This window comes from Novosphingobium sp. NBM11 (genome assembly GCF_015390225.1).
In the GTDB taxonomy this organism is placed as follows: Bacteria; Pseudomonadota; Alphaproteobacteria; order Sphingomonadales; family Sphingomonadaceae; genus Novosphingobium.
Map to the genome: position 1 here is coordinate 3,528,551 of NZ_VUOG01000001.1, position 11,450 is coordinate 3,540,000.

An 11,450-nucleotide genomic window follows, 5' to 3' on the forward strand; every position below is an offset into this window, starting at 1 on the left:
ACATGACCCTGCGATCCCGCGCGGCTTCCCTGCTGCGCGAACCACTGGTGCATTTCATGATCGCGGGGGCGCTCGTCTTCGCCCTGCTGTCTGGCCGCGCGCCCGACGCGGGCGAACGGCGCATCGTGGTGAACGCGGAGGTCGTCTCGCGCCTGCTCAACCGCTTTACCGAAAGCTTCCACCGCCAGCCCACGCCGCAGGAAATGGACGGGCTGATCAGCGACTATGTCCACGAACAGGTCTATTATCGCGAGGCGCTGCGGCTGGGGCTGGACAAGGATGACGAGATCGTGGTGCGCCGGATGCGCAACAAGATGATTGCGATCGCCACCAACGACGCCGAAGCGGCGACACCGTCCGACGCCGATCTCCAGAAGTTGCTCGACAAGGACCCCGGCCGCTATGCGCGCGAACCGAAGGTGACGTTCGCGCAGCTCTATCTGGGGGCGGACAGCCCCGCCGCCCGCGCGGCCGCGCGCGATGCGCTGGTGGCGCTGCGACAGGGCGGGGATGCCACGCGCTTTGCCCAGGCGGCGCCGATCAACCCGCGTTATGAGGCGGCGGACGCGGATTCCATCGGTGCCACGTTCGGCGATGCATTCGCGCTGGCGCTGCGCAAGCTGCCGCGCGGCGCATGGATCGGGCCGGTCACCTCGGGCCTTGGCCTGCATCTGGTGCGCGTCGACGCGGTGATCGCGGCCAGGCCGCCGACGGTGGATGAAGCCCGCCAGCAGCTTGCCAACGACTGGCACGAGGCCAACGTGCGCAAGGCGGAGGAAGAGGCCTATCGCAAGATCGTCGACGGCTATGACGTGGTGATCGAGCAGCCCAAGTGAACACGGTGCGTGGCCTTGTCCTGCTCCTGCTCGCGATGCTGTGTGCGATCGGCGCGCCGGCGCGCGCCGACGAATTGCGGCCGGGCTATCTGGAACTGACGCAGCAGGACGCGGCGCACTGGAAGCTGGTGTGGAAAGCGCCGATCCTTGGCGGGCTGGCCACGCGCGCACGGCCCGCGCTGCCGGCGTTCTGCGCCATCGCTCCGCGCGAAAGCCGGCTGGACAGCGGCTCGGTGATCTCGACCGGCGACGTTACCTGCCGGGGATCGCTGGAAGGGCACAAAGTGGGCCTTTCCGGCATGGAGACCACGTTCACCGACGCACTGCTGCGGGTGGCGCCGCTGGGGCGGCCGGTTCAGGCCGAGCGGCTCACCACCGCGCAGCCGATGGTGGAGGTGGCGGCGAAACCCGGCCGCTGGCAGGTGGCGCGGACCTATTTCGTGCTGGGCGTCGAACACATCCTGACGGGATACGACCACCTGCTGTTCGTGGTCTCGCTGGTGCTGCTGCTGGGCCATCTGTGGACCGTGGTGCGTGCCGCCACGGCGTTCACGGTGGCGCATTCGATTACGCTCGCCGGCACCACGCTGGGGCTGTTCGGACTGGCGCAGGCACCGGTGGAAGCGCTGATTGCGCTGTCGATCGTGTTCCTGGCGGTGGAGATCGTGAAACGCCGCGATGGCGCGCCGCGCCTGTCCGAACGCGTGCCGTGGGTGGTGGCCTTCCTGTTCGGACTGCTGCACGGCTTCGGCTTTGCTGGTGCGCTGCGCGAGATCGGCTTGCCGGAAACCGATGTGCCGATGGCGCTGCTGACGTTCAATCTGGGCGTGGAGACCGGGCAACTGGTGATCGTGGCGGTCTGCCTCGCCGCGATCGGGCTGTTGCGGCGCTTCACCCCGCCAGCGCTGCGCCCGGCGACGCTTGTCGCGACTTATGCGATCGGCATTACCGCCAGCTACTGGTTCATCGATCGCCTGATCGCCTGAAGGCGCTTCCCTAGGCGCTTCCCTAGGCGCTGATCGGAAGCGTGGACCATGTTTCGGTGATCGTGTGCCCGTCGAACACCGCGATGTCCCCGAACTGGAGAAACAGCGCTTCGCTCTGGTCCGGGCGCAGGAAGACGTGGTCGTCCGGGCGCAGGTTCGTCCGGGCCGAACCGAGCAGGAGTTCCTGGTTGGAGGAGCGCCCGAACAGGCCGGAATAGGACAGGCCCGGCGGCGAAACCGGCTGGGCCAGCCAGTGGCCGCCATGCATGAAGAAGCCGCGCTGGCTGTTGCGATCGAACCAGTGCATCAGGCCCGACAGCGGCTCCACGCCCGGCAGGCGCATGTCCGCCACCGCCTTGATGACGGGAGAGGCGATGAAAGCCGCCGGCGCCAGATCGGCAAGGTCCGAATAGTCGAACGTGCCCGGCTTGACGAAGGCGGACCCGACCGAAACCTCGTTGGCCACGGTGCCCTTGCAATGGCGGCGGAACGTGGGGCTTCCCGCTCCGTTCAGCGTCAGCGGCGCTGCATTGCCGACGACGTGGCGCACGGCATCGATAGCGGCGCGGTAGGCGGCCTGCGAGGCGGCATAGGCGCGATCGGGAAGCGGCATCTTGGGAACATGGGGGTCGTAACCCATCAGCCCGGCGATGCGCACGCTGTTGTCGCGCGCGAAGGCGAGCGCGGGGGCTAGGGCCGTGGCATCGGGAAATCCGCCCCGGTGCAGGCCGACATCGAGTTCGAAGCTCGCCTGCAACGGGACGCCATGCGCTTTGGCGATCGCGGCGTATTCGGAAAGCCGCTGCGGCGTGTCGATCAGCCATTGCGGGCGTGCGGCCGCCTGCGGCCCGGCCTTGTCGATCACGCGGGCGAATTCGGCGGCGGGCAGGGGCTTGCCCATCAGCATGTCGGCATCGGCGTAAAGCGGCAGCAGTTGCAGCAGCATCTCGGCGCTGAACACCATCATCCGCCGGCTGCCCATGCCGTTCAGCACGTGTTCGATGAGGCGGGGGGCGGGCAGCGACTTCGCCACCACGCGCAGCGGCAGTTTCGCGCCATCGACCGAGGCGCGGATGGCCCTGACGTTCGCGTCCAGCCGCTGCCGGTCGATCACCAGCACGGGATGCATCAGCCCGGCGCGGCGCAGCGCGGCGGCCAGCGCGGCAAAATAGGCATCGTGTCCGCCGCCGGTCTCCGCCGGGCGCAGGGCAAGGACGCCGAGCCCGGCGACGGCGATGGCACCGCCGCCCGCCAGCACGGCGCGGCGCGAGGATGTCTTGCGTTCAGGCGGCATCGAAGATCCTGTGCAGGAAGGGGTTGAGCATCCGGCCCAGCGGATCGAGCCGGCGGCGTACCGCGTCGGCTTGCGCGAACATCGGATAGAGCGGCTGGAGTTCCTGGCGCGACAGCGAATGGAGCTTGCCCCAGTGCGGTCGCCCGCCCGCCTCGCGCAGCACCGGTTCGATCAGGTCGAACATGAACTGGTGGCTGTCCTTGTAATAGGCGTGGACCGCGATCGAGCCGCTTTCGCGCTGGTAGAACGGGGAAAGCCAGGCGTCGTCGGGCGCTATGATCCTGGCCTCGATCGGCACGAACACGTCGTGGGCCTGGCTTTCGATGCGCCGGACCACTTCGCGCAGGGCCTCCACCTGCCGTTCGATGGGAACGTGGTATTCCATTTCCTTGAAGCGCACGGGGCGTTCGTTCGACAGGAGCTTCCCAGCCCTGGTCGATGGCCACTTCGGGCGGTTCGTCGTTCAGGAATTGCGCCGCGACGCGCTTGCGCACGCCGGGCGTGAATTCGAACACGTCGCGCAGCAGCTTCAACTGCATCAGCACGTCGGTATCGCGATCGGGGCCGCGCGGGCGGACCGGTTCGGTCGAGACATCGTGCGTGATAAGCGCGGCCTTGCCGGTGAAGGGCAGGATCAGGAATTCGGCATTGCGGTGGCGCGTGGCCAGCGCGGGCCACTGGCCCAGCAGTTCCTCGGTATCCACGATCCGCACTTCCTTGCGCACGCGCGTCAGCGGCTGGTTGCGCAGGGTCACTTCGGTCAGCACGCCGAACGCGCCAAGGCCCACGCGCGCCGCGTGAAAGACCTCGGGTTCGTGATCGGGCGCGGCTTCGACCACCGTGCCATCGGGGGTGACCAGCCGCAGCGCGGTAACGCCGCCGTGAATCGCGGTCAGCCCCTTGCCAGTACCATGCGTGCCGGTGGCGAGCGCGCCGGCCAGCGATTGCTTGTTGATGTCGGGCAGGTTGGGCATCTCCTGCCCGATCGCGGCCAGCGCGGGGCCGAGCGCGGCCAGCCGCGTTCCTGCCAGGACGCGGGCCGAATGCGTGGAGGCGTCATGCCCGGCCAGCCCCGCCATGCGGTCGAGCGAGAGCATCGTGCCCGACGTGGGCACCAGCGCGGTGAAGCTGTGCCCGGCGCCGACCGGCCGGATCGGGGTGGGGGCGGCGGGCAGCGCTTGCACGAGTTCGGATTCGCTGGCGGGGGCGAGGCGGCGCTCCGGATAGGCATGTTCCAGGCCGCACCAGTTGGTCCAGAGCACGCGGCCCGATCCGTCGAGCGCGGGCGGGGGGACCGGTTCGCGATCAAGCCAGGCACGCCGCGCCGTCAGGCCGCCCGCCGTGGCTCCCAGTACGCCCACCGTCCCCAGAATGGCTTTCCTGCGCGTGAGCAATGCCATGGTTCCTATTCCTTTTCGCGGCCGGCCATGAACCGGATCAGCGCCTTGAGATCGTCGGGCGTGCAGGCAAGGCACTGGCCACCGGCGGGCATCGCGCCCTTGCCCTGGATGGCGCTGGCAAGCAGCGCGTCCGGCCCCTTGCTCCAGCGGGCATCCCACAGGGTGCGGTCGCCGGTGAGCGGAGCGGTGGAGGCGCGGACGGTGTGGCAGGCCTTGCATGATGCGCCATAGAGTTCGGCGAGATGCGGATCGGCCGGCGTCAACGCGGCGCTTTGCGCCTCGGTCAGCGGCTGGGTCGGCGGTGCGGAATGGCCGCAGCCAGCCAGAGCAAACAGGGCCGGCGCCAGCAATGCCGCCGCGAACATGCCCTGAGCCGGATGCTGTCCGAGTCGCACCATGATGTCCCTTCCCAACTTGCCGGAAATCTAGTTATAGCTATATTTCTGTCAAGGAGCATCGGAACGTGACCGAAGAAGGCGAAATCCCCTTTGCGATGTCGGGGCGAAAACCGGTGCAAAAGCGGGCGCAAGCCACGTGGAACCGCCTGCTCGATGCCGCTGGAAGTCTGCTGGAAGAAGTGGGGGTGGAGCGCATTTCCACCAACCTGGTGGCGGCGCGCGCCGGGGTCAGTCCGCCGACGCTCTACCACTACTTCCCGGACAAGTACGCGCTGTTGGCGGCCTTGGGGGAGCGGCTGATGGTGGCGCAGAATGCGCTGGTGGTGCTGGACCCGGAACAGGACGAAGCGGCCATTGCCGCCGTGCTGGAGGCGCATGTCACCCTGACCCGCGCCACGCCGGGCGGGGCGTGGATCATGCGGATGCTGCGGGCGGTGCCGCAACTCGCGCCGATCCGCATCGCCTCGCACCGGGCCGTGGCGCGCGCGCTGGCAGAGCGCGTGCTCGCGCTCGATCCTCGGCAGGACCCGCAGTCTACCGAGGCGCGGGCGCGGCTTTGCGTGGATCTGGGATATGCTGCGATCGAACTGATCTTCGACGAACCCGATCTGCCGGAGGCTCCGGCGCTGGCCGATGCTGCGCGCGCGATCCGGGCGGTGATCGCGCCGTAGGCCGCTTGCGTCGCGTCTGTTCCTTGCTATGAAGTTTTCACGAATATGAACTGATCGAACACTGGGAGAGCCGCATGGCCAAGATCAAGACCACGCACGTCGGAAGCCTGCCGCGCGGCGATGAACTGACGCCGCTGCTGCTGGCGCGCGATGGCGGCCAGCCTTACGACGCGGCCGAGTTCGATGCCAAGGTTTCGGCCGCGGTCGATGCGGCGGTGCAGGCGCAGGTCGAAGCGGGCGTGTCCGTGGTCAGCGATGGCGAACTGGGGAAGGTCGGCTATTCGACCTACATGATCGAGCGGCTGTCCGGCTTTGGCGGCCATATCGATCGCAAGCCGGCGGCGGACCTCGCCGAAGTGCCGAACCTTGCGAAAAAGCTGTCGGCGATCATGGGCAGCCAGGAATTCGTGCGGGCTTCGTGCATCGGTCCGGTGAAGCTGGTAACGCTCGATCCGCTGCACGAGGATATCCGCCGCTTCAAGGCCGCGCTGGCCAAGCATGGCGCGCCCGATACCGAAGCGTTCATGAACGCCGCCTCGCCAGGGCTGATCACCGCGTTCCAGGTGAACCGCCACTATCCGAGCCACGAGGCCTATCTGGCCGACCTGGCGGACGCGATGCGCGAGGAATACGAGACGATCGTGCGCGAAGGGTTCTACCTCCAGCTCGATTGCCCCGATCTCGCGATGTCGCGCCACACCGGCTACCAGGACATGGCGGAGGAGGACTTCCTCAAGGTTGCGGCGGCGAACGTCGAGGCGCTGAATGCCGCCACGGCCAACATCCCGCCCGAAAAGATGCGGATGCATGTGTGCTGGGGCAACTACGAAGGGCCGCACGATCACGACATCGCGCTGGAGAAGGTCATCGACATCGTGCTGAAGGCGCGCCCCGCCACGGTGCTGTTCGAGGCCGCCAACCCGCGCCACGAACACGAATGGAAGGTATGGAAGGACGCGCGGCTGCCCGACTGGAAGGTGTTGGCGCCCGGCCTGATCGACACCTGCTCCAACTATATCGAGCATCCCGAGCTGATCGCCCAGCGGATCGAACGCTTTGCCGAATTCGTCGGCCCGGAACGCGTTGTCGCCAGCACCGATTGCGGCTTCGGCACGTTTGCCGGTTATGGCAAGATCGATCCGATCGTGACATGGCGCAAGCTTCGGTCGCTGCGCGAAGGTGCGGATATCGCGGCGGCCCGTATGTGAGCCGGCCGTCTCTGACGGCGAACAGGGAGCAAGGTATGAACCCCGATGATCGCCGGGCCGTCGAGCACGATTGCGCCCGCCTGATCGCGCTTTACGCCAACCTCAACGACGAGGCGCGCTGGGACGAGGTGGCCGCGCTCTATGCCGAGGATGGCGTGATGTTCCGCCCGACCGCGCCGGACCAGCCGGTCGTGGGGCGCGAGGCGATCCTCGCCGCGTTCAAGGCCCGCCCGCCGCGCATCACGCGGCACGTCTGCTCCAACGTGGTGATCGATGTCGAAGGACCGGCTACCGCGCGGGGCACCTCGGCGATGCTGCTGTTTACGGGGGATGGGCCGCCACTGGTCGGTTCGTTTCATGATCGCTTTTGCCTGACCGCCGCCGGATGGCGCTTCGCCGAGCGGCGCGGGTCGCTGACGTTCAAGGGGTAAGGAGATGAGCGCCAGCCAGGCGGGCGCTGCCGCCCCGGTCAAGTCCGCGATGCGCACGCTCGATGTGATCGAGTTCGTCGTGGCGCATCCGCAGGGCGTGATCGCGCAGGAGATCGCGGCGGCGCTGGGGATTCCTGTCAGCAGCCTGTCCTATCTGCTGGCGACGCTGGCCGAGCGGGAATACCTGGCTCGGCAAGGGCGGCGCTATCTGCCCGGGCCGGGGCTGGAGCGGTTGCGTGCGCCCGTGTCTTCGCTCTCGCTGGAGGAGCGCGTGGCACCGCTGGTGCGCGCCTTGCGCAGCGAGTTGAACGAGACTTCGTCGTTCATGATCCGCGCCGGCTGGGATGCCGAGGCGCTGGTGACCGAAGCCAGCGATCAGGCGCTGCGCTATGCGATCGATCCCGGCACGCGCAAGCCGCTGCATGGGCTGGCCGGCGGGCTGGTCCTGCTGGCGGGAATGTCCGAGGCGGAGCTGGCGGACTATTTCGCGCGAAGCGAACGGGAACAACTGACGCCGAAAACACGCGTTGCGGAGGCCGATCTGCGCGCCGATATCGCGGAGATCCGGCAAAACGGCTCCTGCACCGCGCGCGAGCGGGCTACGCTTGGTATTTGCGGGGTGGCTGTGCCGGTCAGGCTGGGCGACCGGCAGGTCGGCGTGTTCAGCGTAGCGGTGCCCGCGGTCCGGTTCGACCCCGCGCTGGAACAGCGGATCAGGATTCTGCTCCAGCGCAGCGCGGACGCGATCAGGGAAGCGTAGTCGGAACCGGCGCGGAAACCGGTCCGATGTGCAGGCTTCCGGCCGGTTTGTGGGTCGTTTGCTTGTGATTGGCGCGCGAAGCCTGCCGGGCGTGCCGCTGCGCCAGCCATGACATGACCGGGGCGCACAGGAACGCGGCGGACAGGCTGGCAAGCTGCAGCGCCAGCAGCCATTCGGTTTCGCTTCCCCAACCGGTGTCGATCGCCAGGATCGATACCGTCAGCGCGAGGAACAGCGCGCCCAGCACGGTTTCCGCCGCCGTATCGGCGAAGGGCGAACGGCGCGACGCGGACACGGCGAACTTTGGCGTGCGGCGCCAGGCCAGCGGGCGGCGGGAAAGCCCGGCGATGCCGCCGAGCAGCACGATCCACGTGAGCGAGGCGCGGGCGATTTCGCCCAGCACCATGTCGCGCGGTTCATGGCAGCCGGACAGGCGATAGCGGTGCGCCGTGCGCGCGCACCAGGTCATCCCGCCAAGGATCATCATCGCCCACACCACGTTGGGGATGTCCACGGGATCGCCGGCGCGGGCTGATTGGGCAAGGCCCATGAAAACCGTGCCCGCCAGCATCAGGACCAGCGCTCCCACGCGCTGCAGCGGGGCGACGCAGCGCAACACTTCAAGAAGCTTCGACCAGCCCGGCAGCGCTCCGGCGATGGGGTGCGGCAGGAATAGCCGCCAGTGGCGGCGCAACTGCTGCACGGGGCCGGCGGTCCAGCGAAACCGCTGCTTGCGGTAATCGTCGAAGGTTTCGGGGATCAGCCCCCGTCCGAACGTTTCGTTGAAGTAAAGCCCGTGCCAGCCGGTGGCCCGCATCCGGACCGAAACTTCGGAATCCTCGGTAAGGCACCATTCGGCCCACCCGCCGGCATCCCTGAGCGCCTGCGCGCGCAGCAGGCACATCGTGCCGATGGTGAATGCGCCGCCGTATTCGCTGATTCCACGCCAGTCGACCTTGTTCACCGGCATGTATTCCCAATGGCAGGCGGTCAGCCACGGGCTGCCCGCGTACCCGCGATAATCGTGGGGAGTCTGGATATAGCCCAGATTGGCATCGTCGAAATGCGGCACCAGCCGCGACAGGAAATCGCGTGTGGCGTGATAATCGGCATCGATCACGCCAACGATCTCGGTATCGCGCGCCATGACGTCGAGGCAGAAGTTGAGCGCGCCGGCCTTCGCACCTTCCAGGGGGGCGACGTGGAAGAAGCGGAACACGGTGCGGCCAAGCTGCCGATTGAGCGCAGTGCAATGGGCTTCCAGCGGACGCCACAGGGCTTCGTCCGGCGTGTTGTTGTCGCAGACCAGCACTTCGAAATTGGCATAGGCAAGCGCCGCCAGGCGATCCATCGTCCCCATCACGACCGCGGGCGGTTCGGAATAGCAGGGCAGATGGAGCGAGACCTTCGGTTCACGCGCCGCCTTTGCCGATGCGCTGCCCGGCGATACAGGCCGCCGCCAGCGTTCATGCGTAATGGCGGCGTCACGCGCGATGCTGCCAGCCATTGCGGCCAGGGCAACGACCGTGCCCAGCGCCAGCCCGATCAGGGCGGGTATGCGGAACCAGCCGGGAAAATCGCTTTCGCCGATGAACAGCGCGCTCCAGCCGGTCGCAACCGTCACCGCGAGAATTTGCGCGGCGTGCCAGGCGATACCGGCGTTGTTCAGGCGGGCCACCCGTATCCGCAAAACCATGCACAGGCCCGCGAAGACGAAGGTTGCGAGCAACAGCGGCGTGGCTGACAAAGAGGGGGCAGGGCCAGCCAGGAGTACGGTGGCCGTCAGCGCGGCTGCCGCAAGCGCGCAGAGTTCGCACAGGTCGCGCAACCGGGACGGCGCCAGCCGCACCGGTTCCCTGTATCGCGCCAGTGCTACAAGCGCGGAAAGGCAGGCGGAGATCGCCGCGAACAGCAGCGGCGCATCAAGCGAAGCACGAGAGAACGTCAACAACTGCGACCCCAGATTTCGTTCGGAATCAGGCAAATGCCGGATCCGCCGGACCTGTCTCCGCACGGGCGGGACCGATCGAACGAAATCGCGAAAGCAGCAAAGGTTTCTCTTTGACAGTCCCGGGTGCGACGGGGCGTGCAATTCTTGCCACGCAATGCAACAGGTTACGGCCAGAGTGAGCGCCTTGCCCGTCGATCGCCACAACGGAGGGCATGGTTCGCGCCCTCCGGGTGCTGTGATCGTGCTCGATGCCTCAGGCGGCAGCCATGCCTTCGGTGATTCGCTGCGTTTCGGCTCGGGTCGATTCCGGCCCGGTGTTGCGCTTGTAGATGCCGCCTTGCCCCGCCTGGCGGTTGAACAGGTCGGGATCACCATCGCGCTGCTTCAGGCCGAACAGCGGGAACAGGCCGGGATGGCGGCCCAGTCCGCCGTACAGGTCGAGGCAGCGCTCGATCCAGTCGCGCAGCGGATCGTCTTCGGCCAATACCGGGGTCTGGCATACCGACGCGGTGAACAGGATACCGCCCATGATGCGGAAATCGGTATAGTTAGGGGTGGAGCCGCCGAGCCATGGGTGCTGCGCAAGAGCGGCGCGCAAGGGCTCCAGCGCGGCGGAGATTTTGGGCAGCCGCTCCTCGCGCCCGGCCTGCACGTCTTCCAGCTTGCGGCCCAGCATCTTCTCGCGCGAATGCGTGACGTAGGCATGGTCCTGCGGCAGCGAAAGGTTGCGATAATCGGCGCAGAAGCAGAACATCCATGGCCCGACCGCGGCGTTCCAGAACCAGTGATCGAGCGCCTTGAGCGTTGCCGCCACGCTTTCGTGCGGGATCAGGGCGGGGCGGTCGGGGTACTTGGCGTCAAGGTATTCGACGATGCCCCAGCTATCGAGCACCCATTTCCCATCATCGACGATCGCGGGCAGGCGCTCCGTCTTGCCGCCGGTGCGTTCGAGAATGCCGGTGAAGCCGCCGGGCACGACGTCCAGTTCGAAGCCCTTGTGCTTGACCGCATACTTGGTCGCCCAGACGAACGGGCTGATCGTGGCGCCGGTCGAAAGGGCAAGATCGTAGAAGGTGATGGTGTTGTTCGCGGCCATGCCGGTTGCTCTCCTGGGCGTCTTCTTTTCTGCGAACGATCATGCCATGAATTGTTAGGTTTACAAACTAAATTCGGGCAAAAAAGAGCGCCGACCCCGTCGGGAGGGGCCGGCGCTCACGCTTCGGGCTTGCGCGGAATTACTTCCGGGTGCGCCAGCCTTCGGCATAGCTGTCACGGGCGACTTCCGAATAGGGCACCGAGGCGACGACCGCCTTGATCTCGGTCTGGACGTGGGGTTCGACGGTCGGCTTGGTGGTGCCGCCATCGGGTTCGCCCCACAGCAGCGATACTTCGGTGCCGGGGGTTTCGAAGCCGGGTTCCATCATGGCCAGCGTCAGGAACTTGCCCTCGTTGGCGCTGTAGCCGATCCACGTCGAGATGCCGGCCGTCTTGCCGTCCTTCAGCACCAGGTCGAAC

General features: G+C 67.2%; 12 protein-coding genes and 1 pseudogene (1 of these 13 cut by a window edge). 6 read left to right on the plus strand and 7 right to left on the minus strand.

Going from position 1 to position 11,450, the window contains the following annotated elements; translation table 11 throughout:
* Positions 1-2 precede the first annotated feature (2 nt).
* Together F1640_RS17125 and F1640_RS17130 are read left to right on the plus strand one after the other, a co-directional pair.
* Entirely contained in the window at positions 3-836 is an 834-nt protein-coding gene (locus F1640_RS17125) for a peptidyl-prolyl cis-trans isomerase (protein WP_194920283.1), read from the plus strand.
* A complete protein-coding gene (locus F1640_RS17130) occupies positions 833-1,822 on the plus strand; it encodes a HupE/UreJ family protein (protein ID WP_309229292.1) in 990 nt (329 codons plus the stop codon). The genes F1640_RS17125 and F1640_RS17130 overlap by 4 nt, the downstream gene beginning before the upstream one ends.
* Positions 1,823-1,844: 22 nt before the next feature.
* On the opposite strand, the gene F1640_RS17135 is transcribed toward F1640_RS17130, so the two are convergent.
* The 4 genes and pseudogenes from F1640_RS17135 to F1640_RS17145 all read right to left on the minus strand — a co-directional run bounded on the left by F1640_RS17135 (position 1,845) and on the right by F1640_RS17145 (position 4,914).
* Positions 1,845-3,116 (minus strand): alanine racemase, encoded by a 1,272-nt coding sequence (locus F1640_RS17135; protein WP_194920285.1) that lies wholly within the window; start codon positions 3,114-3,116, stop codon positions 1,845-1,847.
* The gene (locus F1640_RS24875) at positions 3,106-3,534 is read right to left on the minus strand and encodes a D-arabinono-1,4-lactone oxidase (RefSeq protein WP_255530597.1); all 429 of its coding nucleotides are present in this window, start codon (positions 3,532-3,534) and stop codon (positions 3,106-3,108) included. Before F1640_RS24875 ends, F1640_RS17135 begins: the two co-directional genes overlap by 11 nt.
* A 64-nt stretch (positions 3,535-3,598) precedes the next feature.
* Positions 3,599-4,516, minus strand: a pseudogene (locus F1640_RS26060) (FAD-binding protein); the annotation flags it as partial.
* A gap of 5 nt (positions 4,517-4,521) precedes the next feature.
* A complete protein-coding gene (locus F1640_RS17145; protein WP_206694705.1) occupies positions 4,522-4,914 on the minus strand; it encodes a cytochrome c5 family protein in 393 nt (130 codons plus the stop codon).
* A 65-nt stretch (positions 4,915-4,979) separates the two neighbouring features.
* Here F1640_RS17145 and F1640_RS17150 point away from each other — a divergent pair, with 65 nt between their 5' ends.
* From F1640_RS17150 to F1640_RS17165, 4 genes are all read left to right on the plus strand, one after another.
* Positions 4,980-5,585, plus strand: a complete 606-nt coding sequence (locus F1640_RS17150; protein WP_124811288.1) for a TetR/AcrR family transcriptional regulator — start codon at positions 4,980-4,982, stop codon at positions 5,583-5,585.
* Positions 5,586-5,659: 74 nt separating this feature from the next.
* Complete coding sequence (locus F1640_RS17155; protein WP_125955120.1) at positions 5,660-6,793, plus strand: cobalamin-independent methionine synthase II family protein; 1,134 nt, start codon at positions 5,660-5,662, stop codon at positions 6,791-6,793.
* Between the two features lie 35 nt (positions 6,794-6,828).
* Positions 6,829-7,224, plus strand: coding sequence for a nuclear transport factor 2 family protein (locus F1640_RS17160; RefSeq protein WP_125955121.1), 396 nt, complete (start codon positions 6,829-6,831; stop codon positions 7,222-7,224).
* Positions 7,225-7,228: 4 nt separating this feature from the next.
* Positions 7,229-7,984, plus strand: coding sequence for an IclR family transcriptional regulator (locus F1640_RS17165; RefSeq protein WP_194920286.1), 756 nt, complete (start codon positions 7,229-7,231; stop codon positions 7,982-7,984).
* Here the strand turns inward: F1640_RS17165 and F1640_RS17170 are convergent.
* The 3 genes from F1640_RS17170 to F1640_RS17180 all read right to left on the minus strand — a co-directional run.
* Positions 7,971-9,932, minus strand: coding sequence for a glycosyltransferase family 2 protein (locus F1640_RS17170; RefSeq protein WP_194920287.1), 1,962 nt, complete (start codon positions 9,930-9,932; stop codon positions 7,971-7,973). The two genes, F1640_RS17165 and F1640_RS17170, sit on opposite strands and share 14 nt — an antisense overlap.
* A gap of 256 nt (positions 9,933-10,188) precedes the next feature.
* Positions 10,189-11,031, minus strand: a complete 843-nt coding sequence (locus F1640_RS17175) for a beta-etherase (RefSeq protein ID WP_194920288.1) — start codon at positions 11,029-11,031, stop codon at positions 10,189-10,191.
* A gap of 139 nt (positions 11,032-11,170) precedes the next feature.
* On the minus strand, positions 11,171-11,450 hold the final stretch of the coding sequence (locus tag F1640_RS17180) for an aminomethyl transferase family protein (protein ID WP_194920289.1). The gene runs 1,106 nt beyond the window's last position; the window shows 280 of its 1,386 coding nt (coding positions 1,107-1,386); its start codon lies off the right edge, out of view; its stop codon occupies positions 11,171-11,173.

Coding starts and splice junctions, on each gene's coding strand:
- F1640_RS17125 (WP_194920283.1), top strand. CDS start 3: ATGACCCTGCGATCCCGCGCGGCTTCCCTGCTGCGCGAACCACTGGTG.
- F1640_RS17135 (WP_194920285.1), bottom strand. CDS start 3,116: ATGCCGCCTGAACGCAAGACATCCTCGCGCCGCGCCGTGCTGGCGGGC.
- F1640_RS17145 (WP_206694705.1), bottom strand. CDS start 4,914: ATGGTGCGACTCGGACAGCATCCGGCTCAGGGCATGTTCGCGGCGGCA.
- F1640_RS17155 (WP_125955120.1), top strand. CDS start 5,660: ATGGCCAAGATCAAGACCACGCACGTCGGAAGCCTGCCGCGCGGCGAT.
- F1640_RS17160 (WP_125955121.1), top strand. CDS start 6,829: ATGAACCCCGATGATCGCCGGGCCGTCGAGCACGATTGCGCCCGCCTG.
- F1640_RS17165 (WP_194920286.1), top strand. CDS start 7,229: ATGAGCGCCAGCCAGGCGGGCGCTGCCGCCCCGGTCAAGTCCGCGATG.
- F1640_RS17175 (WP_194920288.1), bottom strand. CDS start 11,031: ATGGCCGCGAACAACACCATCACCTTCTACGATCTTGCCCTTTCGACC.